Origin of the sequence: Methylocystis sp., assembly GCF_051062815.1 — a bacterium.
Lineage (GTDB): Bacteria > Pseudomonadota > Alphaproteobacteria > Rhizobiales > Beijerinckiaceae > Methylocystis.
On the sequence record NZ_JBPFDU010000060.1, the window covers coordinates 44209 to 69102 of the forward strand.

27 protein-coding genes and 1 riboswitch are annotated in these 24894 nt (G+C 64.3%); of the genes, 6 read left to right on the plus strand and 21 right to left on the minus strand.

The window, feature by feature from the left end; translation table 11 throughout:
- Positions 1-3: 3 nt before the first annotated feature.
- A riboswitch (glycine riboswitch) is annotated at positions 4-94 on the minus strand.
- 104 nt (positions 95-198) lie between these two features.
- From hspQ to ACR65W_RS09470, 3 genes are all read right to left on the minus strand, one after another.
- Complete coding sequence (hspQ, locus tag ACR65W_RS09460) at positions 199-531, minus strand: heat shock protein HspQ (RefSeq protein WP_123174367.1); 333 nt, start codon at positions 529-531, stop codon at positions 199-201.
- Positions 532-624: 93 nt separating this feature from the next.
- Positions 625-1668 (minus strand): HpcH/HpaI aldolase/citrate lyase family protein, encoded by a 1044-nt coding sequence (locus ACR65W_RS09465; protein WP_434499642.1) that lies wholly within the window; start codon positions 1666-1668, stop codon positions 625-627.
- An 85-nt stretch (positions 1669-1753) separates the two neighbouring features.
- The gene (locus ACR65W_RS09470; protein ID WP_434499706.1) at positions 1754-3085 is read right to left on the minus strand and encodes an Nramp family divalent metal transporter; all 1332 of its coding nucleotides are present in this window, start codon (positions 3083-3085) and stop codon (positions 1754-1756) included.
- A gap of 284 nt (positions 3086-3369) precedes the next feature.
- Here ACR65W_RS09470 and ACR65W_RS09475 point away from each other — a divergent pair, with 284 nt between their 5' ends.
- Complete coding sequence (locus ACR65W_RS09475) at positions 3370-4476, plus strand: cupin domain-containing protein (RefSeq protein WP_434499643.1); 1107 nt, start codon at positions 3370-3372, stop codon at positions 4474-4476.
- A gap of 38 nt (positions 4477-4514) precedes the next feature.
- Here ACR65W_RS09475 and ACR65W_RS09480 read toward each other — a convergent pair whose 3' ends face one another.
- The 4 genes from ACR65W_RS09480 to pdxH all read right to left on the minus strand — a co-directional run bounded on the left by ACR65W_RS09480 (position 4515) and on the right by pdxH (position 7545).
- A complete protein-coding gene (locus ACR65W_RS09480) occupies positions 4515-5609 on the minus strand; it encodes a histidine phosphatase family protein (protein WP_434499644.1) in 1095 nt (364 codons plus the stop codon).
- A 244-nt stretch (positions 5610-5853) separates the two neighbouring features.
- A complete protein-coding gene (locus ACR65W_RS09485; protein ID WP_434499645.1) occupies positions 5854-6108 on the minus strand; it encodes a hypothetical protein in 255 nt (84 codons plus the stop codon).
- A 187-nt stretch (positions 6109-6295) separates the two neighbouring features.
- Positions 6296-6934 carry a TIGR02301 family protein gene (locus tag ACR65W_RS09490; protein ID WP_434499646.1) on the minus strand — a complete coding sequence of 213 codons (639 nt, stop codon included), beginning with the start codon at positions 6932-6934 and terminating at the stop codon, positions 6296-6298.
- Positions 6931-7545 carry a pyridoxamine 5'-phosphate oxidase gene (gene pdxH / locus ACR65W_RS09495; protein WP_434499647.1) on the minus strand — a complete coding sequence of 205 codons (615 nt, stop codon included), beginning with the start codon at positions 7543-7545 and terminating at the stop codon, positions 6931-6933. The genes ACR65W_RS09490 and pdxH overlap by 4 nt, the downstream gene beginning before the upstream one ends.
- Before the next feature lie 102 nt (positions 7546-7647).
- Here pdxH and ACR65W_RS09500 point away from each other — a divergent pair, with 102 nt between their 5' ends.
- Positions 7648-8097 carry an RT0821/Lpp0805 family surface protein gene (locus ACR65W_RS09500; protein WP_434499648.1) on the plus strand — a complete coding sequence of 150 codons (450 nt, stop codon included), beginning with the start codon at positions 7648-7650 and terminating at the stop codon, positions 8095-8097.
- 1 nt (position 8098) lies between these two features.
- Positions 8099-8383 carry a hypothetical protein gene (locus tag ACR65W_RS09505; RefSeq protein ID WP_434499649.1) on the plus strand — a complete coding sequence of 95 codons (285 nt, stop codon included), beginning with the start codon at positions 8099-8101 and terminating at the stop codon, positions 8381-8383.
- Here ACR65W_RS09505 and ACR65W_RS09510 read toward each other — a convergent pair.
- The 8 genes from ACR65W_RS09510 to mutM form a co-directional block, all read right to left on the minus strand.
- On the minus strand, positions 8380-9804 hold the full coding sequence (locus tag ACR65W_RS09510) for an FAD-binding oxidoreductase (RefSeq protein ID WP_434499650.1): 1425 nt from the start codon (positions 9802-9804) through the stop codon (positions 8380-8382). The genes ACR65W_RS09505 and ACR65W_RS09510 overlap by 4 nt on opposite strands.
- A 35-nt stretch (positions 9805-9839) precedes the next feature.
- Entirely contained in the window at positions 9840-9989 is a 150-nt protein-coding gene (locus tag ACR65W_RS09515) for a hypothetical protein (RefSeq protein WP_434499651.1), read from the minus strand.
- A 153-nt stretch (positions 9990-10142) separates the two neighbouring features.
- On the minus strand, positions 10143-11411 hold the full coding sequence (locus ACR65W_RS09520) for a class I SAM-dependent RNA methyltransferase (protein ID WP_434499652.1): 1269 nt from the start codon (positions 11409-11411) through the stop codon (positions 10143-10145).
- A complete protein-coding gene (locus ACR65W_RS09525) occupies positions 11408-12142 on the minus strand; it encodes a TlyA family RNA methyltransferase (protein WP_434499653.1) in 735 nt (244 codons plus the stop codon). The genes ACR65W_RS09520 and ACR65W_RS09525 overlap by 4 nt, the downstream gene beginning before the upstream one ends.
- The gene (locus tag ACR65W_RS09530) at positions 12139-12951 is read right to left on the minus strand and encodes an ABC transporter permease (protein ID WP_434499654.1); all 813 of its coding nucleotides are present in this window, start codon (positions 12949-12951) and stop codon (positions 12139-12141) included. The genes ACR65W_RS09525 and ACR65W_RS09530 overlap by 4 nt, the downstream gene beginning before the upstream one ends.
- Positions 12948-13706, minus strand: a complete 759-nt coding sequence (locus ACR65W_RS09535) for an ABC transporter ATP-binding protein (RefSeq protein ID WP_434499655.1) — start codon at positions 13704-13706, stop codon at positions 12948-12950. The genes ACR65W_RS09530 and ACR65W_RS09535 overlap by 4 nt, the downstream gene beginning before the upstream one ends.
- 54 nt (positions 13707-13760) lie before the next feature.
- Positions 13761-14129 carry a hypothetical protein gene (locus tag ACR65W_RS09540; protein WP_434499656.1) on the minus strand — a complete coding sequence of 123 codons (369 nt, stop codon included), beginning with the start codon at positions 14127-14129 and terminating at the stop codon, positions 13761-13763.
- Positions 14130-14180: 51 nt separating this feature from the next.
- Complete coding sequence (gene mutM, locus ACR65W_RS09545; RefSeq protein WP_434499657.1) at positions 14181-15050, minus strand: bifunctional DNA-formamidopyrimidine glycosylase/DNA-(apurinic or apyrimidinic site) lyase; 870 nt, start codon at positions 15048-15050, stop codon at positions 14181-14183.
- 108 nt (positions 15051-15158) lie between these two features.
- On the opposite strand from mutM, the gene ubiE reads away from it, so the two are divergent.
- The 3 genes from ubiE to ACR65W_RS09560 all read left to right on the plus strand — a co-directional run bounded on the left by ubiE (position 15159) and on the right by ACR65W_RS09560 (position 18169).
- Entirely contained in the window at positions 15159-15929 is a 771-nt protein-coding gene (gene ubiE, locus ACR65W_RS09550; RefSeq protein ID WP_434499707.1) for a bifunctional demethylmenaquinone methyltransferase/2-methoxy-6-polyprenyl-1,4-benzoquinol methylase UbiE, read from the plus strand.
- A gap of 125 nt (positions 15930-16054) precedes the next feature.
- A complete protein-coding gene (gene ubiB / locus ACR65W_RS09555; RefSeq protein WP_434499658.1) occupies positions 16055-17614 on the plus strand; it encodes a 2-polyprenylphenol 6-hydroxylase in 1560 nt (519 codons plus the stop codon).
- A gap of 153 nt (positions 17615-17767) precedes the next feature.
- Positions 17768-18169 carry a DUF1398 domain-containing protein gene (locus tag ACR65W_RS09560; RefSeq protein WP_434499659.1) on the plus strand — a complete coding sequence of 134 codons (402 nt, stop codon included), beginning with the start codon at positions 17768-17770 and terminating at the stop codon, positions 18167-18169.
- 48 nt (positions 18170-18217) lie between these two features.
- Here the strand turns inward: ACR65W_RS09560 and ACR65W_RS09565 are convergent, their stop codons facing one another.
- From ACR65W_RS09565 to ACR65W_RS09590, 6 genes are all read right to left on the minus strand, one after another.
- The gene (locus ACR65W_RS09565; protein ID WP_434499660.1) at positions 18218-20020 is read right to left on the minus strand and encodes a patatin-like phospholipase family protein; all 1803 of its coding nucleotides are present in this window, start codon (positions 20018-20020) and stop codon (positions 18218-18220) included.
- An 83-nt stretch (positions 20021-20103) separates the two neighbouring features.
- Positions 20104-20541, minus strand: coding sequence for an FKBP-type peptidyl-prolyl cis-trans isomerase (locus tag ACR65W_RS09570; RefSeq protein WP_434499661.1), 438 nt, complete (start codon positions 20539-20541; stop codon positions 20104-20106).
- A gap of 41 nt (positions 20542-20582) precedes the next feature.
- Complete coding sequence (locus ACR65W_RS09575; RefSeq protein WP_434499662.1) at positions 20583-21605, minus strand: adenosine kinase; 1023 nt, start codon at positions 21603-21605, stop codon at positions 20583-20585.
- 160 nt (positions 21606-21765) lie between these two features.
- The gene (locus ACR65W_RS09580) at positions 21766-22296 is read right to left on the minus strand and encodes a hypothetical protein (protein WP_434499663.1); all 531 of its coding nucleotides are present in this window, start codon (positions 22294-22296) and stop codon (positions 21766-21768) included.
- Between the two features lie 187 nt (positions 22297-22483).
- Positions 22484-23908, minus strand: a complete 1425-nt coding sequence (locus tag ACR65W_RS09585; RefSeq protein ID WP_434499664.1) for a glycosyltransferase family 4 protein — start codon at positions 23906-23908, stop codon at positions 22484-22486.
- The gene (locus tag ACR65W_RS09590; RefSeq protein WP_434502611.1) at positions 23905-24894 is read right to left on the minus strand and encodes an NAD-dependent epimerase/dehydratase family protein; all 990 of its coding nucleotides are present in this window, start codon (positions 24892-24894) and stop codon (positions 23905-23907) included. Before ACR65W_RS09590 ends, ACR65W_RS09585 begins: the two co-directional genes overlap by 4 nt.

The following is a 24894-nucleotide window of genomic DNA, read 5'->3' on the forward strand; positions in this document are numbered from 1 at the left end:
TTCTACTTCGTCGCGGTCCTTTGGGCCTGAGCGTTTCCGGGGCGGTTTCGCCTTCGGCGCCGGCGCGAGCGCCGGTCTCTCCCGCGATGAAGTTGACCTGCAATCAAAATGTGGCCGATTCGCGCGATCGTCAATCCCGCCGGCTGCGCGTTTTTTTCGCAATGCGGCAGCGCTCGGTCTGATCGGAAGCGCCGCCGCTCAGTGGCGCTTAGGCGCCCGCATGCGGTAAACGCCGTCGTCATCGCGCTCGAAGGTCTCGTCGACCTGGGGATGGCGCACCGGCCTGTTGGTGTTGTCGGGCAGCAGATTTTGCTCCGACACATAGGCGACATATTCGGTTTCGGCGTTCTCGGCGAAGAGGTGGTAGAAAGGCTGATCCTTGTTCGGACGCAGCTCTTCGGGAATCGAAAGCCACCACTCTTCGGTGTTGGCGAACACCGGATCAACGTCATAGATCACGCCGCGGAAAGGATAGCGGCGATGCTTGACCACTTGGCCAATAGCGAATTTAGCGATGTTCTCTCGCGGCATTCGAAAGCGCCTTTAACACGCTGTTTACTTGCCTTTTAGTAACGCAGCCGGGGCACAGCCGTCAATCGGACGTCGCGGCACAGCCAGATTCTCTCAGAATCCGTAGATCCTGGCGAAGTCGGCGTCTTTGGCGGCGACCTGCTTGGCGAGGTCGACGACGACCTTGCACTGCTTCCAAGTGGCGTCGTCCTGCATTCGGCCGTCGATCATCACCGCGCCGGTCCCGTCCGGCATCGCTTCCAGCACCCGCTTGGCGAAGGCGACTTCTTGCGGATCGGGCGAAAAGACCTTCTTGGCGATGGCGATTTGCGACGGATGCAGCGACCAGGCGCCGGCGCAGCCGAGCAAAAAGGCGTTGCGGAACTGCGCCTCGCAGGCCGGGGCGTCGGAGAAATCGCCGAAGGGTCCGTAGAAGGCCTTGACGCCGGCGGAAGCGCAGGCGTCGACCATCTTGGCGATGGTGTAATGCCAAAGGTCCTGCTGGAACGATGCGCGAAGGCCCTGGCCAGGCTCGGCGTCGGCGATCACCTTATAATCCGGATGGCCGCCGCCGACGCGGGTCGTCTTCATTGCCCGGGAAGCGGCGAGATCGGCCGGTCCGAGCGAAATGCCATGCATGCGCGGCGAAGCCGAAGCGATGGCGTCGACATTCTTGACGCCTTCCGCCGTCTCCAGAATGGCGTGAATAAGGATCGGCTTCTTCACGTCATGCCGCGCTTCGAGCTGCGCCAGGAGCTGGTCGAGATAGGCGATGTCCCAGGGGCCCTCGACCTTGGGCAGCATGACGACGTCGAGCTTGCTCCCGACCGCGCCGACGATCTCGATCATGTCGTCGAGCGCCCAGGGGCTATTGAGCGCATTCATGCGCGTCCACAGTCCAGTCGAGCCGAAGTCGGTCGCCTTGGCCATCTCGATAAAGCCGGCGCGAGCGGCTTCCTTGGCGTCGGCCGGGATTGCGTCCTCGAGATTGCCGAGCACGACGTCGACCTGTTTGACGAGTTCGGGAACCTTGGCGCGGAATTTTTCAAGATGCGGCGGTACGAAATGGATCATCCGCTCGACCTTGACGGGCGGTTCGCGCAGCGGCGCCGGGGCGCCGATGGCGAGCGGACGGTAGAATTGATTGGGAAGTTTCATCTCGACGCAGCTCCAAAAAACTGCGTCGAGCTAAACCAGATGCGTCGGCTTGGCAATGGCGCGGTCTGTCACGTCCGCAAGGCGTTCAGCCGGCGACGGCGTCCCAGAGCAGTTTCAGGTTCAGCGCGATGATCACGGCGGCGATGATCGCCGCAAGCGCGGTGGTGCGTCTGGGCGCGACGAGTTCTCCCATGACGCTGCGCTGCGCCGTGAAGGCCACGAGCGGCACGACGGCGAAGGGCAGCGTCACGCTCAGCGCCACCTGGCTCAGGACGAGCAGCTGCGCCGTCGCCGACTCGCCGGCGTAGAGCGTCACGCCGATCGCTGGCGCGATCGCGATGCAGCGGGTGATGAGGCGGCGCGTCGCCGGCTTCATCCGCAGCCGCACAAATCCCTCCATGACGATCTGGCCGGTGAGGGTGGCGGTCACGGTCGAATTGAGCCCGCAGGCGATCAGCGCCACGGCGAAGAGCGTCGCCGCGACCGGCTGCCCGAGCAATGGCGCGATCAGCCTATAGGCCTCGCCAAGCTCCGCGACTTCAGTATGGCCGGTCGCGTGGAAGACGGCGGCGGCGAGAACGAGGATGGCGCCGTTGACGAACAGCGCGAGAAACAGCGCCAGCGTGCTATCGATCACCGCGAAGCGAATCGCCTCGCGCTTCTTTTCGAGCGGCTCGGCGACGGCGCGGGTTTGCACGACGAAAGAGTGCAGGAAGAGATTATGCGGCATCACCGTCGCGCCGAGAATGCCCAGCCCGATGTAAAGCATCTCGGGGTCAGTGAAGAAACGCCGCGTCGGCACGAGTCCTTGCGCGATCTGCGCCAGATCGGGGTGCGCCATGATGAGTTGCGCGAGGAAGGAAAAGGCGATGAGCGCAAGCATCGCCACGACAAAAAGCTCGATCTTGCGAAAGCCGGCGCGCTCCAAAGCAAGGACCAGAAACGTGTCGAGCACCGTGATGAAGATGCCGACGGCGAGCGGCAGGCCGAACAGCAATTGCAGGCCGATGGCGGTGCCGATCACTTCGGCGAGATCCGTGGCGAAAATGCCCACTTCCGCCAGCAGCCAGAGCCCGACCGCGGCCGGGAAGGGATAATGCCGCCGGCAGGCCTGCGCCAGGTCCAGCTCCGCGCCGACGCCGAGCCGCGCCGCAAGGGATTGCAAGACGATCGCCATCAGACTCGACAGCACCGCGACGAAAAGCAGAGCCGTGCCGAATTTCGAGCCGCCGGCGAGCGCCGTCGCCCAGTTGCCGGGGTCCATATAGCCGGTGGCGACGAGATAGCCGGGACCCAGAAATACGAAGAGCCGCCGGAGAAATTTGCCGCCTTCGGGCACATGCACGGAGCGGCGCATGTCGCCGCGTTGCGGAGCGGGCGCGTTGGCGGTCGTCGCTGGCGTCACATTTGTCTCCACGAGGCGCCGGCGACGGCCGGACACAGGATTTTCTCGGCAAGGGTCGCTTCTTGGCAAGGGCCGCTTCTCGGCAAGAAGTTTTCGCCTTAAGGCTTCCCTTTGTCACCAATGTAAATCGTGACGGGAGAATGTCATCTGCGGCGAAGCGCAGTCGCCGCGGCAGCGGCTTGTCGCGCGCCGTTCGAGCAGGCATGCTCGCAAGCTGAGCGGTCGCGATTCAAATCAGCCGATGCGCTTATCGTCGTTTCGATTGCGACACACAGTCAGAACAGCGGGGGCTGGTAATGTTCTCATTGACGATCCCGATCAGCTCGGAAGGCGGACACACGAGCTTCCATAATAATGTGCCCGATCCCGTGACATCGGGCGCCGAGCTGCCGACGTTCAAATTCGAGCTTGAAAAATCTCAAGGACGCGTCGACGGCGCCAGCTATGGCAAGGAAGCGACCGTCGCTCAGCTGCCGATCTCCAAGGATATCGCCGGCGTTTCAATGCGCATGGAGCAGGGCGTGATGCGCGAGCTTCATTGGCACGCGACCGCGGCCGAATGGGGCTTCGTCACCGAGGGACGGGTGCGCACCACCGTCATCGATCCGGCCGGCTGCTCGGAGACCAATGACTTTGAGGCGGGCGATCTTTGGTATTTTCCGCGCGGCCATGGCCATGTCATCGAGACGCTCGGAAAAGACCTGTGTCATTTCATTCTCGTCTTCGACAACGGCTATTTCTCCGAATTCGGCACATTCAGCATCAGCGACTGGATCGGCCATGCGCCCAAGGAGCTGCTGGCGAAGAATTTCGGCGTCCCGGCGTCGACCTTCGACAGTTTCCCCAAGCAGGAGGTCTATTTCGCCAGGGGCAATATTCCGCCGGAGACCCCCGCGCGACCGTTGCAGGGCTGGAAGCCGCCGCCGCTCACCCACAAATACAGCCTTCTTTCGCAAAAGCCCTATGAGACGTTTCCCGGTGGAATCGAATGGCGCGTCGACGGCTCGCAATTCCCGATTTCGACGACGATGACCGGCGTGGTTCTGGAAATGGAGCCCGGCGCGCTTCGCGAACTGCATTGGCACCCCAATGCTTCCGAATGGCAATATGTGCTGAGCGGACAGCTTTGCGTTACGCTGTTTGGGTCAAAGGGACGCTGGCGCCAGGAGACGTTCTCGAAGGGCGACGTCGGCTATATTCCCCAGGGCATGGGTCATTCGCTCGAAAATGTCGGGACTGATAAGGTGCGCGTGCTGATCGTCTTCAACAACGCGCATTATCAGACGATTGATCTGTCACAATGGATCGCCGGCAATCCGACGGACGTTCTCGCGACGAATTTCGGGCAGGATGCGTCGGTCTTCGAGAAATTCCCGCGCAGGGACGTCTTCATGACGAAATAGCCGGAGAGGCGCGCGTGAGCGCGCCTCGACCGCGTCCGTCACTTGCTGATCTTTCGCAGCAGCGCCTCAAGCCCTTCGGGGAAAATCAGATCGTGCGAGACCGCGATCTCGTCCGCGCTCCACCAGCGCCAGCCGAGCACATGGATTTTTTCCTCCTCGGTCAGGTCGCGCGGCTCGACCGCGAAGCGTTCGGTGCGGATGAGATAATAGCGCTCCACCGCCTGATGCCAGTCGTCGCCGATCTCCATCGGAAATTCGCGCGTCGCGACGACGGGACCGGGATCGAGAAGGGTGAGGCCCGTCTCTTCATAGACCTCTCTGCGCAGCGCCGACTCGAAGCTCTCGCCCTCCATGACCGCGCCGCCCGGCGTCGCCCAGAAGTGATGATGTCCGAGCGCGAGAAAATGCGGCGTGAGCCCGCCGGCGTAGCGCATCAGCAGGACGTCGTCGTCCTGATCGACGATCAGGGCGCGCGCGGCTTCGCGGCGCGGCAGCGCGCGGCCGTCCCATGGCGCGGCGATTTCGGCCCGCCCCTCCGGAGTCGCCCAGTCGACGAGCGACCATTTTCCGTCGTCATAGGCGATCCAGTTGGGCGTGGCGTTGAGCACCGGATGCTCGCGCTTTTCGTCGAGCGTCTTGCCGGCGGCGAGTCGCCAGGCGATGTCGAGCACGCCGGCATGGGCGACGACGAGAACGGTCTCGCCGGCGCTTTCCTTGGCGATCTGGGTCAAGGCCTTGCGCACCCGCGCGGCGAAATGTTCCAGGCTTTCGCCTTGCGGCGCGGCGAAATCCGGCCGGCGCGTCAGATAGTTCGGATAGATGTCGGCGTGCGTCGCCTGCACTTCCGCATGCGTGTGGCCCTGCCAAACGCCGTCGTCCTTCTCGCGCAGGGCTGGGGTCTTGGCGACCTCGAGGCCGCGCGCGCCGGCGATCGGCGTCGCTGTCGCGAGCGCGCGGCGCAGGTCGCTCGAATAGACTCTGTCGAAATGCGCGCCGGCGAGCTCCTTCGCCAGGGCGGCCGCCTGCGCGCGTCCGCGCGCGTTCAGCGCGATGTCGAACTGGCCCTGAAAGCGCCTTTCGATATTCCAATTGGTCTCGCCGTGGCGCGCGAGACACAGAAGCGTGCGGGGCATGTCGTTTCGGATTTAAGGCGCGGGAGTCGCTGTGCAAAGCCGCCGGGCGTCTACGCCTGCGGCGTCCGGCGTTCTAGGGCCTTGCAGTGCAAAAGTCAGTCCGCATTCGCGGGGTCGCGGCGAATAACCGCAAGCCTTGGCGCGCGCTGCGCAAATGTGGCCCTCGCTTTTTTTCGCGTAGAGCGCGCCATAAACTTTTGAGATTGATCGCGTATTCGGTCGATTTTGCCAAATGCGGCGTGATCTAATGTCTCAGGCCGGTGGTGAATTCCCCCGCCCGCAGCCTCGCGGGCAGCGTTTCGGCGAAGGCGGCCACCGATTCCTCGCCATAGGTCGCCACCAGTTCGCGCAACGCCGCGCAGAGGGCGGCATGCGCGAAGGAATCGCTTTCGATCCCCGCGAGAATCGCCTCGGCGAAGGCCTCGGTGACATAGGCAAGGGCCGCTCGGTGCTGGTCCCCGCCCAAGTCGTAGAGCGAGGCGACGTCCAATTCGTTCATGACGCCACTCTAGAGAAGCCGCCCGCGCCGCGCGAGGCGACGCTCGCCGAAAGGTTAATTTCGCACATCGGCGCTTCGAGCAGGTTCCGAAAAAGTTGACAGACTTTTTCGATGAGAACCTGCTCCAACATTTCGATTTTGAGCGATTCCTTATCGATCACATGATCCCATGCGATCGGGAAGCGCTCTAAGGGTTTCCGTAGCGATAGGTGATGTCGCGGGTCAGCCGCGAGGCCTCCGCCAGATAGCGGGAGATCACCGTTTTGGCGTTGGGCGTGCAGGCGCGATAGGTCAGCTCATAGCCGCGAAACCCGTGGTTGAACGACGCCATGAGCCTCTGGCGGCGCGCGCCGCTGGGGGCGTCGGCGTCGAGCAGCGCCGACATCTTCCCCCGCCATTCCTCGCCGTCGCCCGACCCGCAGAGGTCGCGCAAGAAGGCCAGCGCGCCGAGGACTTCTGAGAGCCGCGTGATCTGGGGATCATAGGGCGGCGGCGGCCCCTCCGGTCCGCTCGGCGCCGCCGGCGCTCCGGTCGTCCCTGGCGCGCCGGGAGCCTGCTGATTTTGGCGCTTCGTCTGGGTCTGCGCGGCGCCGTCTCGCTTGCGCGGCGGCGGGCGCTCGGATCGCCTTGGTTCGGGCGCCCGCCGGTAACGGCGGGGGCCGTCGAATCCGCCGAAGAGGAAATCGAACGGGTCCTGGGCGGCGGCCTCGGCCGAAAAAAGCGCCGCGGCCGCCGCCGCCGCGAGCGCCGCCGTCGCGCGCTTTGCACGCGTCGTCTTGTGCGCCGTCATGGGCGCCATCTTGGGCGCCATCTTGGGTGCCGTCATGGGTAGAGCCGCTCCTTTCGCCAATCTTGGCCCGGCTCGGCCCGGAAAAAGCGGACGCGGTCGTGGAGCCGGAACGGCCGATCGGACCAGAATTCCATCGCGACCGGCGCAATTCGAAAGCCGCGCCAATAGGGCGGGCGGGGAATGCCGCCCACCGCATATTTTGCGGCGAAGACGGCGACCGACTTTTCGAGCGCGAACCGGCTTTCCAGCGGGCGCGACTGTTGGCTCGCCCAGGCGCCAATGCGGGAGTCGCGCGGCCGGCTGGCGAAATATTCGTCCGCCTCGGCGTCGCTGACGCGGCTGACGGGTCCGCGCAGCCGCACCTGCCGGCGAAGCGACTTCCAGTGAAAAAGCCCCGCCGCCTGCATATTGGCCTCAAGTTGGCGCCCCTTGGCGCTCTCGGCGTTGGTGTAGAAGACGAAGCCCTCTGGCGTCCATTCCTTCAGGAGCACCATGCGCGCGTCGGGCAGGCCCTGAGCGTCGGCCGTCGCCAAGACCATCGCCTCGGGATCGTTCGGCTCCTTGAGTTGGGCCTCCTGGAACCATTGGCCAAACAATGCGAAAGGTTCGGCGGCCTCGACAAAGTCACCCGGCGTTAACGCGTTCAAGCGAGAATCCTTTCTCAAAGCCGATTCAAAGATCGGCGCTTCAAAGGTGGCGCTTTGCACTTCCAGTGCGTCAGACATACCGCCGCTTGCGTCATTGCTCAAATGTCGCGCGGCGCAACGCTCATCGTCCTGACGGCGACGGCCGGCGGCCTCGCCGGCTGTTCTATCGCCGTGCCTATGGCCTCGGACCCTTCCGTCATGTGGAATTCGGAGCGCGTCGCGTCGGACGTCACAAGCGCGATTCCACAATCTCCCCCCAAACTGTCCGGCGCGCTCGATTCGGAAGACCAACGCCGCGCGATTGCTGCGCTGAGCACAGCGCTCGACCCGCAAGGAAGCGGGGCGAGCGTCAATTGGGACAATCCGCAGAGCGGCGCCAAGGGCTCCTTCACGCCGGTGGGCCAGCCCTATCCGTTGGAAGGCAGAATCTGCCGCGCCTTTCATGGAGACATCGTCGTAAGCGAGACTCAGGAAAGCTTTCAGGGCGCGGCCTGTCGCGAAAAAACCGCTGAGTGGGCGCTCACCGAGGTGAAGCGCTCCAGGAAAGGATGACATGTCGGCGCCCTTCGGCAAACGACTCATTGTGACGACCATCGCCGCGATCCTGGCGATTCCGGCGTTCTTTTTCGTCGCGCGCGCCATCACGGCCTGGAGGCAAGGCTACGACTGGGCGGAAATGGATTGGGACGACAAGGGTCATACGTCGCTCGCGGATTTCCTGCGCGCCGCTGACGTGGGCAAGCGGCCGGTCGACGTCAATGGTCAGTCTTGCGTCGAATATTTCATCTATAGGGACGGGATCACGGTGAAGATCGTCTGCCCGCAAGGACGAAGCTAGAGCAGCACGCCTGGGTTGAGGATGCCGTTCGGGTCGAGCGCCGCCTTGATGGCGCGCATGGCGTCGAGCGCGACCGGGTCCTTCGTCGCGCGCAGGAGATCGCGCTTCAGCCGTCCGATTCCATGTTCGGCGGAAATCGAGCCGCCGAACTCGTGCACGACGCCGTGCACGATGGCGTTAACCTCCGCCCAGCGCGCGATGAATTCCGCTTTATCGGCGCCGACAGGCTGCGAGACATTATAGTGGATGTTGCCGTCGCCCATGTGGCCGAAGGGAACCGGCCGCGCCTGCGGAAAGGCGGCGCGCAGCCGTCGCCCAGCCTCCTCGATGAAGCGCGGAATCGTGTTCACCGGAACGGCGATGTCGTGCTTGATCGAGCCGCCTTCGCGCTTTTGCGATTCGGACAGGCTTTCGCGCAGCTTCCATAGCGCGCGCGCCTGATCCAGCGATTGCGCGAGGATCGCGTCCTGCGCCAAAGCCGCGTCGATCGCGGCGGCGAGAATGTCGGCGGCGGCGCGCTCGGCTTCGCCATCGGCGAAGGCGGCAAGCTCGATCAGCGCATACCAGTCGTGCGGCTGCGCCAGAGGATCGCGCGTTCCGGGAATGTGACGCAGGACGAGCTCAAGCCCCAGTCGCGACACGAGCTCGAAGGCGTTGAGCATCGGACCCGCGCGGCCTTTGACGAAATTCAGTAGTAAAAGCGCTTGGGCGGGATCGCGGAGTCCGAGAAAGGCGACGGCGTGGGAGCGCGGGGCGGGGAAAAGCTTCAGCGTCGCGGCGGTGATGACGCCCAGCGTGCCTTCCGAACCGACAAAAAGGCGGGTCAGATCGTAGCCGGTGTTGTCTTTGCGCAGGGCGCCGAGGGTCGAGAGCAGCCGGCCGTTGGCAAGCGCGACCTCGACGCCCAGCACCAGGTCGCGCATCGAGCCATAGGCGAGGACATGCACGCCGCCGGCGTTGGTCGCGAGATTGCCGCCGATGGTGCAGCTTCCTTCGGAGGCCAGCGAAAGCGGGAAATAGCGGTCGGCGGCCTGCGCGGCGTCTTGCGCCTGCGATAGCGTTACGCCGGCCTCGACCGTCATCGCGTCGGCCGTCGCGTCGACGGCGCGAATCCGATTGAGCTTTTCCAGCGAAAGGACGACGGAGGCGCCGCTCGCGTCGGGGGTCTGTCCGCCGACGAGTCCGGTGTTGCCGCCTTGTGGCGTTACGGACGCGCCGGTTTCATTGCACAGCGCCAGGATGCCGGCGACTTCTTGCGGGGCGCTTGGCTTGAGAACGCAGAGCGCGCGGCCATGATAGAGGTCGCGAGGCTCAGCCAGGTAAGGGGACATCGCCGTCGCATCCGTTACGACGGCCGCCTCGCCGACAATGGCCGCGAGACGAGAAAGCAAAAGAGGCGCGTCAGACCGAATGGCTGTCACAGTCAGTAAGATGCGCCCTTTTTGTCGCGCTGTCCTTAGCGATAGTGACGGCGGCGATCATCTTTGCGGCGGGCGTAGACATAAGCGCGCATGGCGACCGGCGCGCTTGCGAGGACGATACTGCATAATGTCGCGGCGATAAGCGCATTCATCATGACGTTCTCCTTCCAGACCACGGAAATCATTTGAATTTCCGGCTACGCTGGACGACTCGCAAATCCTATGCCTGATTTGGGCGGCCGGCAACTCCGCTTTGCCAGAACCCCGCCGCGCCTCGGCGTTTCTTGACCATCCTGTGACATTCTTGGCACGCAAGAGCGACGCAGGCGCCGACAATTTCATCCAAGCAGACGCCGTTTTGCGGATTTGCGTCCGCTCGTCTTCTCGAAAACGGCCACGATCTCGACATGCGCCGCATAGCGGAACTGGTCGAGCGGCGTGATCTCCCGGATGACGTACCCGCCTTTGAGCAAAATTGCGGCGTCACGGGCGAAACTTTGTGCATAGCAGGAGACGGCGACGACGATTGTAACGTCCGATCGCGCAATTTCAGCCGCCTGAGCGGCCGCGCCGGCGCGCGGCGGATCGAACACGACGGCGTCGAACCCATTGAGTTCGCTGGCGCTGAGCGGACGCGTAAAGAGATCGCGGGCGAGGCCTTCGAGCGCGCGCAGGCCTGGCGTCGCATGAGCCGCGGCGCGCATCGCCGCGAGTGCGCCGGCGTCCATATCATAGGCTTTCACTTGCGCGCGCCGCGCCAGCCGAAGCGCAAAGGCTCCGACGCCGCAGAACAGGTCTGCGACGTTTTGCGCTTTCGCCGTCGCGCTTAAAACGCGGGCGGCGAGCGTTTCTTCGCCGGCCTGGGTGGCTTGCAGGAAGGCGCCCGGCGGAAGCGTGAGCGTCGCTTCGCCGATTTTGATCTGTGGCGCCCGGCGGAGCGCGACAAGCTTGCCGTGATTCGTCAGCCGCGCGAGATCATGCGCGTCAGCTGCGGCGAGCAGCGCGCCGGTTTCCGTCTCGGAGAGCGGCCCGGCGCCGCGCAGCTCGACGTCCAAACCGCCGAAGGTCGCCGTGACCGCGATGTCGAGCGGCTTGCCGCGCGGCGTGAGAATCGCGGCGATCGCGCGGGCGGCGGGCAGCGCTCCGGCAAGTTCGGGCGCGAGCAATGGACAGGCCTCGATCTCGACGATTCGATGCGAGCGCGCCGCCATATAGCCGACCCGCGCCTGGCCTGCGTCATATCGCGCGTGGAACGTTACGCGCCGCCGGCCGGCGCCATGCGCGTCGACAGTGGGCGCGACGTCGAGCGTCAGCCCCGCATTTGCGAGCGCCGTTTCGACGAGACTGCGCTTCCACGCCGCATAGGCGTCGGCGCGCAGCGTTTGAACGGCGCAGCCGCCACAATCCTCAAAGTGCGGACAGATCGGCGCGATGCGCTGCGGCGACGCTTCGACGATGTCGACGAGGCGCGCGTGCTCGCCGTCGACCTCCGCCGTCACGGTCTCGCCGGATAGCGCATAGGGAATGAAGACGCGCCGCTCGCCAAGCAGCGCCACGCCCTCGCCGCGATTGCCGAGCCGTTCGACGCGAAGACGCTCAATGCTCATGATCGCGCCGCGTGAAGCAGGAATTCGCGATTGCCGTCGCCGCCCTCGATCGGCGAGGGAATGACCCCCGATACCCGCCAGCCCAAAGCTTGGATTTCGCCTTCGATCCGCGCGCAGACCTGCGCGTGAATCTGCTCGTCGCGCACGACGCCCTTCTTCACGGCGGCGCGCCCGGCTTCGAATTGCGGCTTGATCAGCGCGACAAAGTCGGCGCGCGGCGCGGCGAGTGAAAGAACCTTCGGCAAGAGCGTCGCCAACGAAATGAAGCTCGCATCGATCACGATCAGGCTCGGCGCCTCGGTGAGATGCTCAGTCGTCAGCGTGCGGGCGTCCTGCCCTTCAAGCGAAGTCACGCGCGGTTCTCCGCGCAGCCGCGCATGCAGTTGCCCGTGACCGACGTCGACGGCGACGACTTGGCGCGCGCCGCGCGTCAGCAGAACGTCGGTGAAGCCTCCCGTCGAGGCGCCGACGTCGAGACAGAAGCGCCCCGTCGGATCGACGCCGAACTGGTCGAGCGCATGCGCAAGCTTCACGCCGCCGCGCGACACCCAGGGGTAGGCCGCGCGCGCGACAATATGTGCGTCGGCGGCGATCGGCTCGGAGGGCTTTTTGACGATGCGGCCGTCGACGCTCACGAGACCGGCTTCGATCGCCTCGCGCGCCTTGGCGCGACTCTCGAAGAGCCCTCGCGCATGGAGCGCCGCGTCGGCGCGGCTCGCGGCCAATGTCATTCTCCCGTCTGCAGCAGCGTGCCGGCCCGCCGCGCGCTTTTCAGCAGCAGGCCGAACGCCGCCGATGCGGCCGCGAACAAAACAACGTCGATCGCGAAGCCCTGCGTCAGCAGATCCCAGCGGATAACGTGATCGATCAACACGCCGCGCAGCCCTTCGAACACATAGGTCGGCGGCAGCATCCAGGAGATCGGCTGCAGCCAGTTGGGCAGCGTGGTCACCGGATAATAGACGGCGCCGAGCGGCTGCACGAAGAACATCAGCGACCAGACGAGGTTTTCCGCGCCAAGTCCATAACGCAGCAGAATGCCGGAGACGAAGAGGCCGATGCTCCAGGCGAACAACATCAGCACGACGAAGAAGGCGGCGAAGGCGATCCCGAGCGCCCAGAGATTGAAGCCGAAAAACAGGATCGCAAAAATCGTGACGGGAAGCACGCCGACAGCAAGTCGAATGAGGCTCATGGCGACAAGCGCGCCGACGAACTCCGCCGGCCGCAGCGGGCTCATCAGAATGTTCGGTAGATTGCGCGACCACAATTCCTCGATGAAGGAGAAGCAGAAGCCCTGTTGTCCGCGCAGCAGAATGTCCCACAGAAGAATCGCGCCGATCAGCGTGCCGGCGGCCTGCGCCGCCCCGCCGGGCGCCGCGAGCGCGCCGGCGCGCACGAGATAGGTCTGCAGAAATCCCCAGGTGAGGAGCTGGACGGTCGGCCAATAGATGATGTCGAGCACGCGCGTATAGGACGCGCGTAAGAGATAGGCGTAGCGCAGCACCATCGCGCCGATGCGCTTGAAGGAAAAGTTCATGCCGGGGCCCCGTCGACGCGGCCGCGGGCGACGTCGAGAAACACTTCTTCGAGCGTGTCGCGGCCGTAGCGCGCCAGGAGGTTCGCGGGCGAATCGTCGTCGACGAGCGTCCCGTCCTTCAACATCAGCACGCGGTCGCACAGACGCTCGACCTCGCCCATATTGTGGGAGGCAAGCAGGATCGCGCAATTATGCGTGCGCCGATGCGCTTCGAGACGCGCCCGCACCCAGTCCGCCGTGTCGGGGTCGAGCGACGCGGTCGGCTCGTCCAGCAGCAGAAGCTGCGGGTCGTTGATCAGCGATTTGGCGATGGCGACGCGCGTCTTCTGGCCTGCGGACAGGCGCCCGGTCTGGCGGTCGAGAAAATCGCCAAGCGCCAGATCCTTCGCAAGCTGTTCGATCTTGGCGTCGAGATCCTCGACGCCGTAGAGCATGCCGAAGACGCGCAAATTCTGCCGCACGGTGAGGCGATGCGGCATGTCGACATAGGGACTTTCGAAGTTCATCCGGCCGAGCGCGCCGTAGCGTTCGCGCGACATGTCGCAGCCGAAAGCGTGGACCGAACCTTGCGTCGGTTCGATCAGCCCCATCACCATGCCGATGGTCGTGGTCTTGCCGGCGCCGTTGCCGCCGAGGAGGCCGGTGACGGAGCCGGCCTCAAGCGAGAAATCGAGCGGGCCGACCACTCTGCGCTTGTCGTAATTCTTGGAAAGGCCGGCGACGGCGAGCGTCGGCGCGGCGGGAGTGGCGGACATGTGCGCACATTATCGTCGCTCTCCCGCGGCGCAAGTCCATTGGCGCGGCGCCGCTCAATGAAAGACGAACTGCTGTCTCGCGAGCGCATAAGGACCCGGCGGAGGCCGCAAGCGGATCGACTTGAGAATCCAAAGCGCCATTTGAACGTGCGCGAAGGTCGAGCCGTAATATCTCATTACAGTGACGCGGCCGGAGGGCGAAACCTTGAAGTCGACGCCAGCGTCGCCATAACCAAGTCTTGTGGCCGGCGGCGTCTGTTCAAGAAATGTTTGGTGGACGTAGGCCATATAGGCGGCGCAGGCCGGAATATCGCTTGTTCCCGCCCAGCAGGGCGGCGCGCTGTAGGCGCGGCTTTTTGCATGGGCGGGATTTAAGCCGACAAGCAGCGCAACGATAGCGATGGTTAAGGGCAAAAGCCGCATTTTTCCTTCTCCAATTAGCCGAGTGACGCGTTCTTCAATGAAAAGCCTTCACTATTTCTGACACGCGGGACAATAGAACGTCGAGCGGCCGGATTGGACGACGCGCGTGATCGTACCCTTGCAGCCCGGCGCCCCGCAGGCGGCGCCTTCGCGGTCGTAGACGCGGAAACTGTGCTGGAAATAGCCCAGCGAGCCGTCGATCTGGCGATGATCGCGCAGCGACGAGCCGCCCGCTTTCAGCGCATTCGTCAAGACATCCTTGATCGCCTGCGGCAGCCGCGCCAGCGCCGCCGTCGGCCTGCCGCTCGCCGTGACGAGCGATCCCCCGGCGCGCAGCGGCGAAATATGCGCGCGATGCAGCGCCTCGCAGACGTAGATATTGCCGAGGCCGGCGATCAGGCGCTGGTCGAGCAGCAGCGCCTTCGCCGGCGCCGCGCGTCCGCGAAAGGCGCGGGCAAGGAACGCGGCGTCGAGCGCGTCGCTCAAAGGCTCGACGCCGAGGCCGCGAAAGAGCTTGTCTTCGTCGATCGCATGCGTGGCGATGAGCAGCATGTAGCCGAAACGGCGCGGGTCGTTGTAGACGACGCGCCGCGCATGATCGAGATGCAAGACGACATGGTCATGCGCGGCGTTTTTGTCGCGCTTGGGGTGAAACGCGCCTCGCGTCTCTTCGTCGATCCGAAACGAGCCGCTCATGCCAAGATGCATGATCAGCGAATGGCCGTCGTCGAGATCGGCGAGGAGATATTTCGCGCGACGGCGAAGGTCGAGGACGCGCCGGTCCTGAAGACGCGCGGCAAAGCGTTCGGGGAAGGGAAAGCGCAGATCCTGGCGCCTCAGCTCGACGCCCTCGATGGTCGCGCCGACGAGCGCGGGCGCCAATCCCCGTCGCACGGTTTCGACTTCGGGCAGCTCTGGCATGAAGCGGGTTGACCCCATCAAAGCGCCGGCGGGCTGGGACGGCGCGGGCGTAGCCACCGGCTCGGCGACAGGCTATACCGTCCTCTTCCTTCCTCGTCACCCGAGCGCCTGATGATTGATCGAACTTCCGAGCGAGAGGGCTCGACCCATTTCGGCTATTCCGAGGTTCCCTTGAACGAGAAACAGGGCCTCGTCGACGACGTCTTCCACAAGGTTGCGCGGCGCTACGATATCATGAACGACCTCATGTCGGGCGGTATGCACCGGCTGTGGAAGGACACGCTCGCCGCCAAGGTCAATGCGCGAGGGCGCAGGGGCTTTCGCCATCTCGACGTCGCCGGCGGCACGGGCGATGTCGCCTTCCGCATCGCCGCCGGCGCGGCGCATGACGCGGAAATCGTCGTGCTCGACATCAATGGCGACATGCTCGAAGTCGGCCGCGATCGCGCGCGCGAGCGCGGCGTTTCCGGCGTCGAGTTCGTGCAGGCCAACGCCGAATCGCTGCCTTTTCCCGACGCGCATTTCGACAGCTACACGGTCGCTTTCGGCATTCGCAACGTGCCGCGCATCGACGTCGCCCTTGCCGAAGCCCATCGCGTGTTGAAGCCCGGCGGCCGTTTCCTGTGCCTTGAGTTTTCGCAGGTCGCCGTTCCGGGCCTCGACAAGCTCTACGAAGCCTATTCGTTCAACGTCATTCCGGCCATCGGCAAGCTTGTCGCGGGAGATTCGGAGCCCTACCGCTATCTCGTCGAATCGATCCGCAAATTCCCCAGCGCGGAAGAATTCGAACGGATGATCCGCAAGGCGGGCTTTCGGCGCACGGGCTTTGAGCGGTTGACGGGCGGCGTGGTGGCGATCCATTCCGGCTGGAAGAGCTGATCTCTCAACAGCGCGCTGCGAAAAATCGGGACCCGGTGACGCCGCGCTCTAATCTTTTGGATTCGATCACGCTATTTTGGGCGATACCGTCCAAATGCAGCGTGATCTAAAGAGCGGCGGCGTTCGTGATCCTTGGCGTCGGTCATTTCTATCGTCTGGCGCGCGCCGGCTACATCATGGCGCGCGAAGGCGTCTTTGCGCTTCTCGATCCGGCGCTTCTGCCGCCGGCGGCGGCGCCGCTCGTGCGCTTCGCCAATCTCTTCGCGGGCGGCAAGCGCGACGGGACCGGGCGGGCGCTGGTGCGCGCGCTGGCGCAGATCGGCCCCTCCTATGTGAAGCTCGGGCAGTTTCTGGCGACGCGCCCCGACATCGTCGGGGGCGAGATCGCCGATGCGCTGACCGCGCTGCAGGACCGTATGGAGCCGTTCGGCCGCGACAAGGCCGTCGCGATCATCGAAAAGTCGCTGGGCCGCAGCATCGACGAGCTGTTTGTGTCGTTCGGCGAGCCTGTCGCCGCCGCGTCCGTCGCGCAGGTGCATGTCGCCCAGGCGCAATACAAGGAGGGCGTGCGCAAGGTTGCGGTGAAAGTGCTGCGGCCGGGCATCGAAGGCCGATTCGCGCTCGATCTGCGCGACATGTATCGCGTGGCGCGATTCGCTGAGCGTTATTCCTCCGAAGCGCGCCGGCTGCGTATGATCGAGGTCGTCGATACGCTCGCGCGCACCGTCAGGCTTGAAACCGACTTTCGTCTTGAGGCGGCGGCCGCGTCCGAATTCGCCGAAAATGTCGCCGGCGATCCGGAGATTCACGTGCCCAGCGTCGACTGGAGCCGCACGGATCGCGAAGTGCTGACGCTCGAATGGGTCGACGGCGTTCCTCTCTCGGACATCGAGCGCGTTGCGGCCGAGGGCTATGACCTCAAGGCCATCGGCCGCAATGTGCTGCAGTCTTTCCTGCGCCACGCCATGCGCGACGGCTTCTTTCACGCCGACATGCACCAGGGCAATCTCTTCGTCGACAAGAAGGGCCGTCTCGTCGCCATCGACTTCGGCATCATGGGCCGGCTGGGCTTGAAGGAGCGCCGGTTCCTCGCCGAGATTCTCTACGGCTTCATCATTCGCGACTACAAGCGCGTCGCCGAGGTTCATTTCGAGGCGGGCTATGTCCCCGCCGCCCATTCCATTCAAGAGTTTGCGCAGGCGCTGCGCGCCATCGGCGAACCGATGCACATGATCAACGCCGCCGATATTTCGATGGCGCATCTCTTGACCCTGCTCTTCGAAGTGACGGCGCTGTTCGACATGCGCACACGCACCGAGCTGGTGCTGCTGCAAAAGACCATGGTCGTCGCCGAGGGCGTCGCCCGCGCCTTCGATCCCAAGCTCGATATCTGGAAGACCTGCGATCCCGTGGTGCGCTCCTGGATCGAGGAGAATCTCGGCGTCAAGGCGAAGATCGAGGACGCGAGCAGAAGCGTCACTGAACTGGCCAAACTCGCGACGCATCTGCCACGAACACTGGCGGAGGCGGAGCTCGCCATCCACCGCCTTTCGAAGATGGCGGACGAAGGCGTCGAACTGTCGGACCGCTCACTTAGCGCGCTCGAGGGGATGAGACGTCGGTCCGACCGCTGGTTCGTGCTGGCCGTGATCGCCGTGGCGCTTTTAGCGATCTGGCTACTTTAAAGAGGCGAATTTAGCCAACGTTGCTTAACAGCGCACCTTGCCACCGAAGATCGACGCGCGCTCGAACGAATCCTGAAAGAGACCGTTGCGCGACTTGGCCTGACGCGAATGCCGCTCGACTGAGAACTCTCAGCTCAACACATAGAAGATGCCATGAACGCTCAACCGATCGAAATCGCCGAAAGCTGCCTGCGCGGAGCCGAAAGCAACAGCATGAGCTTTCCTGAAATCGTCGGGAAGCTGATGCAGGCAGGGTTTGAGAGCTACGCGATCGATTTCCGCCGCGCAACGGCGACTTATTACCTGACGGATGGCGAAAGCGTGGTTTTTTCCACGCATCGGCTCGAAGCGCCGATCGCTCCGACGCTCGATACAAACATTGTGCGGACCGCCATAAGGGAAGCCCAACAATCTGCGCCCGGCTACACATATTTGGGATTCTGTACGAAGGTCATGGCAGGCGGTTGCGCGGGATATGTCGTGTCGTTCTCTGGTCGCCGCGCCGTATATTTTGGCCGCACAGCCGAGACGCACGTTGAACCCTTTCCTCAGTAGCGAATGATCCGGGCAGGCGGCAAAGTTTCACGAATCTGCCGCCGGCTCTCAGGGCTTCGCCGTGATGCGCAGATTGGTGTCTGGTTGAGGAATCCTACCTGATCGGATCGTCGGCGAATCCCGCCACTGTGCGCCTATTTCCTGGATTTCCGCGGCGCGCGTCAGCAGAGCGTTGAGAACTTCGGGCGTTTGCTCGTATTCCCGCGCAAGCGCGGGGTAGCGCTCCAGAAAACGACCGAAGGACTCGATAGTCGGTCCGCTACTCGTCTGCGCGACCCCTTCACACGAACGGGTGAGATCGTCGAGCGTCTGCTCCATGCGGGCCATGGCGACGAGGAAGCGACGCCAACGATGCGCGTCCATGTCGTCGCCGTCAAAATCCGCCAGCCGTTCGCCCGCTCTTTCGCCGAGCGCAACCAGCTTTCGGACAGTTTCCTCGGTCATTGCGATATTGAGGCCGCCCTCGTCGTCCGAAAGTCCGACATGGACGATACGCTCACGGTAGCCCGGCAAAACGCTCTGCAGATTATCCTGCCAGTCCTTCGCTGCGTCGACGAGCCGGAACAGGAAGTCGCCGAAGCCCGAGAAAGGCAGAATGGGCAAGCTTGCCCCTTCGCGCGGCTTGCGGAACATCCAGATGCGCCCGTCACCCTCCTCTGGATCATGCCGCTTCGGATCAAAGCGATCGAGCGAGATGGCGAAGGTCGGCGAATTCGGCAGCAGCTTGTCGAAAAAATGGATTGGAAAGTTGCTCGAGAGCCCTCCGTCGCTAAAAAGGCAGCGCCGTAATGTCTGCTGATCGGGCTTCGAGGCATATTTGTAGTCGCGTCGCCAGAGCGGAACAGCGGAAATTAGCCCTGGGAAGCTGAGGCTCATGCGCGCGGCGACGACGATCGGCAAATCGTCCCGGTGGGGAAATGTATAAAATTCGCCGGGCTCCCCCTGCGACTGAAAATCTCGTTCGCAGACCTTGAGGAGGTAGTCGATGACCCGTTGGGGAAAGAGCCTTTTCCACTCTCCAATCTCAAAGACGAAACCATAGGTGGCGTCGCCCTCGCGTCCGCTATCGAGCGGCAGCGTATAGGGACGCTTTTCCATCAGACTGGTCGTCATCATCATCAGCGTGATCGGACGCCCGTCTTGCGGCGGCTTCTTGAGCTCGCCGAATGTCAGCGGCGCCGAGTCGGGCGCGCGGCCTGCCGCTTCGTCGATCAGCCGAGCGAGCCAGTCCGTAAAACCTTCGTCTTCGCCTCCCTCTTGTCGGAGGCCGGGGCAGAGGCCGTAGTCGTTGTCGGGCAGGTCGCGCTTGAACGCTTCTATCAGACGCCAGACGAGCGCGACGGCGACTCCAAGCGCTACAAGCAGAAGAAAAAGGACAAGGCTCGGCCAGAAGGCGACGCCCTGAGCGACGAGCGGCAACGCGAGGAAGAACCCAAGGCTTCCCCCGATGATCGCCTCCTTACGGTAGCCAAGCAAGGCTGCGCGCAGCAGGCCGGCAATCTTCCCGAACGCCGATCTCGATTCGAGCAGCGCGACGAAAATATCGAACAGCGGTTTTAGCACGGGCGTCGGTTGAAACAGGCTCTTGAGATGTGGCCCGACTTCGTCGGGCACTGTCGCGAGCCTTAGGAATCCGCCTTTGTCGGACAAGCGCCCATATTCCGCCGCGGCCGCTGCGGCTGCAGCGATGGCGCCGGCGGACGTGCCGCCGATGTTCGAGAAACGATACTTCTTGGCGAGAGAGGTCAGCGCGAGCGGATAAACGACGCCGGACGTGATGCCGCCCTTCATGACGATGTCGCAATATTCCTGCGGCGCGGCGAACGCCGCTTGCGATTGATCGCTGCTCATAATGGTTGCCTCAAAAAATAAAAACGCCGCCCGCATCAAATATGGCGGGCGGCGCTTTGGTCGGTCAACAGCCGACGCGGCGTTTATTTTACCCCGACCAGCTCCACGTCGAAAATCAGCCAGGCGTTCGGCGGAATGACGCCGCCGGCGCCGCGCGCCCCGTAGCCGAGTTCTGGCGGAATGACCAGCGTGCGCTTGCCGCCGACCTTCATGGTTTCCACGCCCTCGTCCCAGCCCTTGATCACCTGGCCTTGGCCGAGCGGAAATTCGAAGGGCTGGCCGCGATCACGGGAAGAGTCGAATTTCTTGCCCTTCTCGCCATTGTTGTAAAGCCAGCCGGTGTAATGCACGACTGCGGTCTGGCCGATCTTGGGGGTCGCGCCGGTCCCGACCTTCGTGTCCTTGTACTGAAGGCCGGTGAGGCTTTTCGTCATCTGCTCTTCAGCGCGCGCCTCAACGGTGAGCGCGAGGCTCGCGACTGCGGCAAATGCGGCCAGCACTGTTTTGGAGACAAGGCGCATCTTTCGTTCCTCCAGCTTGTTTGAATCGTCGATCGAGCGCCTCAGGTCGAGGAAACCCGAACGTATTCCAGCACGCCAGCATCGCGGGCGAGCTGCAGCAAATCCTTCTGCGGCCGCGCGCCGACGTGAGAGATGATCTCCGCCGCGGCGAGCGCGCCGAGCATCGCGCTGCGTTCATGCGGCAAGTCCTGCGTGTAGCCGGCGAGAAAACCGGCGGCGAAGAGGTCGCCAGCGCCGGTCGTGTCGACGACCGCATCGACAGAACAGGCCGGCGCGGCGAGGGCGCTCGCGCCATTCGCCACGACGCAGCCCTTTTCCGACCGCGTGACGACGCCAAGAAGCCCGTCTTCGGCGCGCAGCGCCGCGAGGGCCGTCTCGAAATCGCCCGTCTGATAGAGCGCGTGCAATTCGCTTTCATTGGCGAAAACGATGTCGACCACCCGATCGCGGATGAGAGACAGAAATTCGCCGCGATAGCGATCGACGCAGAAACTGTCGGAAAGGGTAATCGCCACCTTGCGTCCGTTGGCGCGCGAGATCTTCGCCGCCTTCAGGAAAGCCTCCTTGGCGCCGGGCGGGTCCCAGAGGTAGCCCTCCATGTAGAGGACCTTCGCGCGCGCGACCGCCCCCTCGTCGATGTCCGTGGGGGCGAGCGCCTGACAGGCGCCCAGAAACGTGTTCATCGTGCGCTGGCCGTCCGGCGTCACGAAAATCAAACAGCGCGCGGTCGCGGCGCCGTCGGCGGCCGCCGGCGTGTCGAAGGCGACTCCGGCCTTGCGGATGTCATGCGCGAACTCGCGCCCCGCGTCGTCTGCCTTGACCTTGCCGACGAATCCCGCGGCGCGGCCCAGGCTCGCAAGGCCCGCCATGGTGTTGGCCGCCGAGCCGCCGGAAATAACCGTCGTCGGGCCCATCGCTGCATAAAGTTCAGCGGCCCGCGCTTCGTCGACCAGCGTCATCGAGCCTTTGCGCAGTCCGGCCTGCAGCAAATCGTCGTCCTCGGCGCGCGCGATCGTGTCGACGATGGCGTTGCCAATGCCCAGAACGTCAAATGATAAGGTCATGAGCGTCGTTAATCCGTTTAGCGTAGGCAATCGGGCGTCTGCGCGCCGCAGGCGCGTTGTTTAGCATTGCGGTGCGGTCCCGTCGATCACATGGGAGGCATTCGCGAAATCCGCGAAATCACGCGACCGAGCGCCGCGCCTTCCGAATATGGATTTGCGGCTATCTGCTAATCGGCGACAGGATCACTTCGATGACGATGACGAACAGCGCCGCCGCGAAGAAGGCCGGCGCCGGGCGCAGCGACACGTGCCGGAACACGAAGGCGTACATGAACACCATCCAAATCAGAATCGGAAAGAGCAGAAAGCGCAGTAGCTTTTCGGTCGGCAAGGGCGGCGGCAGGGCGATGCCGAAGAGGAGGTGCAGGACAGTGTAGATGAGCGCCGCAAGCCCGCTCATGATGGCGAGCGCCGTGGCGGTGCGCTGAAACTTTGCGTCCTCTTTCAGAACGCGCAGCAGGCCGTATGTCCCGCCGTAGAGAAGGACCACGCTCATCACGCCGTAGATCAGGCTCCCGAGCAGCGAATGGTTGAACGACTGCGCGATCGCCTGAAGCACGCCGTAAGCGCCGAAAGCGCCCCACATCAATTCGCGCGAATCCGGCAGCGAGAGCTGCGACGCTTCGAGATTGATCATCTTGAGCACGGTCTGCGGCGTCTGCTGATTGAGAAGCGGAATATTGATCGGCATGGAGAGCGTTTCCGTTTTTGGCGCGGGAGAAGGCGAAAGCCCTACCCGCATTGGAAGCGAAAAGTCGTGCGGCCCAGCGCGCCGCAAGGGCGCTGGCCGGGCCGCACGACCAATTGCCGCCTCTCTACCATGCTTTCTCGGAGCGCGGAAATACGGCGATTCTCATGCTGCAGCGCAAACCGGCAGGCTAATGCAGGCGCCGGCTCCAATCCCCGCGCGCGACCACTTCGGCGATGCGCCGCGCGGCGTCGCGCCAGGCGACGCGCAAGACCTGGTCCGGGTCGGCGGCGCGGCGGCCGTCGAGAAAGTCGGCGATCGTCTCGGCCAGCGCCCTGGCGTCATTGACGCGAAAATAGAGCGCGCCGGCCCCTCCGACCTCGCGAAAGACCGGGATGTCGCTGCAGATCACCGGGCGGCCGCGCCGCGCCGCCTCGACGATCGGCAGGCCGAAACCTTCCGCATAGGATGGGAAGATCAGCGCCGCCGCGTGATCGTAGAGAAACGAAAGCTCGTCGTCGTCCGAATCGTCGAACCAGAACAGCCGACGACCGAATTCTTTGTGTTCGAGAATTTCGCTCACCACCGCTTCTTCAAACCAGCCGCGCCGGCCGACGAAGACGATGCGGACGTCGCGGCCGCGCGCCCAGAGTTCTTCAAAAGCGCGAAGGGCGACGCGCTGACCCTTGCGCGGTTCGATCGTGCCCACGGCGAGAAAGACCGGCGCATCGCCGGCGACCGCCGCTTTGACCTTGTCGCGCGGCGCGGCGTCTGCGCGCAGCGCAAGATCGGAGCCGCAGTGAAACCAGCCGATCTTGAGGCCGGGACGATGCGGCAGCCCATGCGCAGCGACATAGTCGGCGAGTTCGTCGGCGACCGTTTGCGAAATCGCCAGGAAACTGTCGCTCTCGAGGAGCGCCTTGCGCAGCCAGGCGCGATAGCGCGGCACCGTCACTTCGTGGCAGGCGTGCGGATAAAGCTCCGGAATGAGATCGAAGATGCAGGTGACGACCTCGCCGCCCTCGTCCCGAATCTTCGCGAAAATCGGCGCGAGTTCGTCGAAGGCGTTCCAGCTGTCGGAAAGCATCAGAAAGCGGTCGCCTCCGGCGATCGCGATCTCAGAGTCGGGCGCGGCGTCGCCGCCGACAAGCTCCGCGACAAAGCCGTTGGCGGTCAGCAGCCGGCCGCCTTCGCAGCGAACCGCCACCGCGGGCAGGTCGACGCTTTCGCCGCTATAGAGGCCTCGCGTCACTTCCTTGACGACGCGCTGAATGCCGGTGCCGGCGTCGCGCTTGATCGTTCCCGTCACATCGACCAGCAGCCTACGCGCCGGCAGCGGCGCGCGAGCGGGCGGCGCGCCCTCACCGGACGTCGATGGCGTCGTCGCGTCGGGCGGCGGCGGGCGAAAACGCGCGACGAGAGCGTTCGCGGCGTCGGCGAGGAACGCTTCGATCGGTCGGAGAAAGCGGTAGATGTGGCCGGAGACCGAGTAGATCAGCCGGTAGCGCTCATGAGTCAGATGCAGGAGTTCGGCGCGCAAATGATCGAGCTGAAATTCGAGCAGGCGGATGCGTTCGCGCGCCTGCTCCGGATCTCGGTTTTGCCGCTCGCTCATAACGCCGCCGTTGCGGCCTGCGCTTGGGCCGCGCGGGCGTCGTCGAGAAGCGCCTGCAGCATGTCGTCAATGTCGTGGCGGGGACGCCAGCCGGTCGCTTCGGTCAGTCTCGTCGCGTCGCAGGCGACGCTGGCGATGTCGCTTTCGGGGCGCAGCAGCGCCGGATCGACCTCGATCGCAAATTGCGCCTTGGCCCGCCTCCGCAACCGATCGAGCAGCGCTTCCAGGCGATGCGCCGTTCCGGAGGCGATGTTGAAGATCGAGACGGAGGCGGGCAGATCCCGCGCTTTTTCGATCAGCCGCATATAGGCGTCGACGACGTCGCGCACGTCGAGGAAATCGCGGGCCTTGGAAAGATCGCCGACCATGAGTCGCGGCTCGGCGCGGCCGGTCTCGATCGCCGCGATCTGCGCGGCGAAGGAGGCGAGAGCGAAGTTGCGATTGCGCTGGCCGGGTCCTGAATGATTGACCGGCGGCGCCACAACGAGCCGCCCTTTGGCAGCCAGCAGATCGGAAAGCGCGCTCTCGGCGGCGACCTTCGAGCGGCTGTAGACATCCAGGGGGCGCAACGGCGCCTCTTCGGTCAGGACGCCGTCGCGAAAGCTCGCGCCATAGACGGTGGCCGACGAGGCGAAGAGCATGACAGCCTCCGGCGCATGGCGGGCGATCGCCGCGCCGAGCGCGAAAGCCCCGTGGAAATTCACCCGCCAGGTTGTTTCCGCGGCGTGCAGCGCCTGGCCGAGGGAGGCCTGTCCCGCAAGATGGACGACGAGATCGGGGCGAAAACGGGCGATCAGCGCGTCGATCGCCGGCTCGTCGGTGAGGTCGGCGGCGGTCGCTTCAAAGGCTGGATGGCCGCCGCGCTCGCCCGGCCGCAGCAGGACCGCGCGGGTCGCCTGCGGATAGGCCGCGGCCAGCGCGGCGCAGAGGTGTCCGCCGACAAATCCGGCGCCGCCCGTCACCAAGATGCGCTCGAAGGCGGCCAT

Excerpts from the sequence above, each read along its gene's own strand:
- hspQ (WP_123174367.1), bottom strand. The coding sequence starts at position 531 with ATGCCGCGAGAGAACATCGCTAAATTCGCTATTGGCCAAGTGGTCAAG.
- ACR65W_RS09465 (WP_434499642.1), bottom strand. The coding sequence starts at position 1,668 with ATGAAACTTCCCAATCAATTCTACCGTCCGCTCGCCATCGGCGCCCCG.
- ACR65W_RS09475 (WP_434499643.1), top strand. The coding sequence starts at position 3,370 with ATGTTCTCATTGACGATCCCGATCAGCTCGGAAGGCGGACACACGAGC.
- ACR65W_RS09480 (WP_434499644.1), bottom strand. The coding sequence starts at position 5,609 with ATGCCCCGCACGCTTCTGTGTCTCGCGCGCCACGGCGAGACCAATTGG.
- ACR65W_RS09485 (WP_434499645.1), bottom strand. The coding sequence starts at position 6,108 with ATGAACGAATTGGACGTCGCCTCGCTCTACGACTTGGGCGGGGACCAG.
- ACR65W_RS09490 (WP_434499646.1), bottom strand. The coding sequence starts at position 6,934 with ATGACGGCACCCAAGATGGCGCCCAAGATGGCGCCCATGACGGCGCAC.
- ACR65W_RS09500 (WP_434499648.1), top strand. The coding sequence starts at position 7,648 with ATGTCGCGCGGCGCAACGCTCATCGTCCTGACGGCGACGGCCGGCGGC.
- ACR65W_RS09505 (WP_434499649.1), top strand. The coding sequence starts at position 8,099 with ATGTCGGCGCCCTTCGGCAAACGACTCATTGTGACGACCATCGCCGCG.
- ACR65W_RS09515 (WP_434499651.1), bottom strand. The coding sequence starts at position 9,989 with ATGATTTCCGTGGTCTGGAAGGAGAACGTCATGATGAATGCGCTTATC.
- ACR65W_RS09520 (WP_434499652.1), bottom strand. The coding sequence starts at position 11,411 with ATGAGCATTGAGCGTCTTCGCGTCGAACGGCTCGGCAATCGCGGCGAG.
- ACR65W_RS09525 (WP_434499653.1), bottom strand. The coding sequence starts at position 12,142 with ATGACATTGGCCGCGAGCCGCGCCGACGCGGCGCTCCATGCGCGAGGG.
- ACR65W_RS09530 (WP_434499654.1), bottom strand. The coding sequence starts at position 12,951 with ATGAACTTTTCCTTCAAGCGCATCGGCGCGATGGTGCTGCGCTACGCC.
- ACR65W_RS09535 (WP_434499655.1), bottom strand. The coding sequence starts at position 13,706 with ATGTCCGCCACTCCCGCCGCGCCGACGCTCGCCGTCGCCGGCCTTTCC.
- ACR65W_RS09540 (WP_434499656.1), bottom strand. The coding sequence starts at position 14,129 with ATGCGGCTTTTGCCCTTAACCATCGCTATCGTTGCGCTGCTTGTCGGC.
- mutM (WP_434499657.1), bottom strand. The coding sequence starts at position 15,050 with ATGCCAGAGCTGCCCGAAGTCGAAACCGTGCGACGGGGATTGGCGCCC.
- ACR65W_RS09560 (WP_434499659.1), top strand. The coding sequence starts at position 17,768 with ATGAACGCTCAACCGATCGAAATCGCCGAAAGCTGCCTGCGCGGAGCC.
- ACR65W_RS09565 (WP_434499660.1), bottom strand. The coding sequence starts at position 20,020 with ATGAGCAGCGATCAATCGCAAGCGGCGTTCGCCGCGCCGCAGGAATAT.
- ACR65W_RS09570 (WP_434499661.1), bottom strand. The coding sequence starts at position 20,541 with ATGCGCCTTGTCTCCAAAACAGTGCTGGCCGCATTTGCCGCAGTCGCG.
- ACR65W_RS09575 (WP_434499662.1), bottom strand. The coding sequence starts at position 21,605 with ATGACCTTATCATTTGACGTTCTGGGCATTGGCAACGCCATCGTCGAC.
- ACR65W_RS09580 (WP_434499663.1), bottom strand. The coding sequence starts at position 22,296 with ATGCCGATCAATATTCCGCTTCTCAATCAGCAGACGCCGCAGACCGTG.
- ACR65W_RS09585 (WP_434499664.1), bottom strand. The coding sequence starts at position 23,908 with ATGAGCGAGCGGCAAAACCGAGATCCGGAGCAGGCGCGCGAACGCATC.
- ACR65W_RS09590 (WP_434502611.1), bottom strand. The coding sequence starts at position 24,894 with ATGGCCGCCTTCGAGCGCATCTTGGTGACGGGCGGCGCCGGATTTGTC.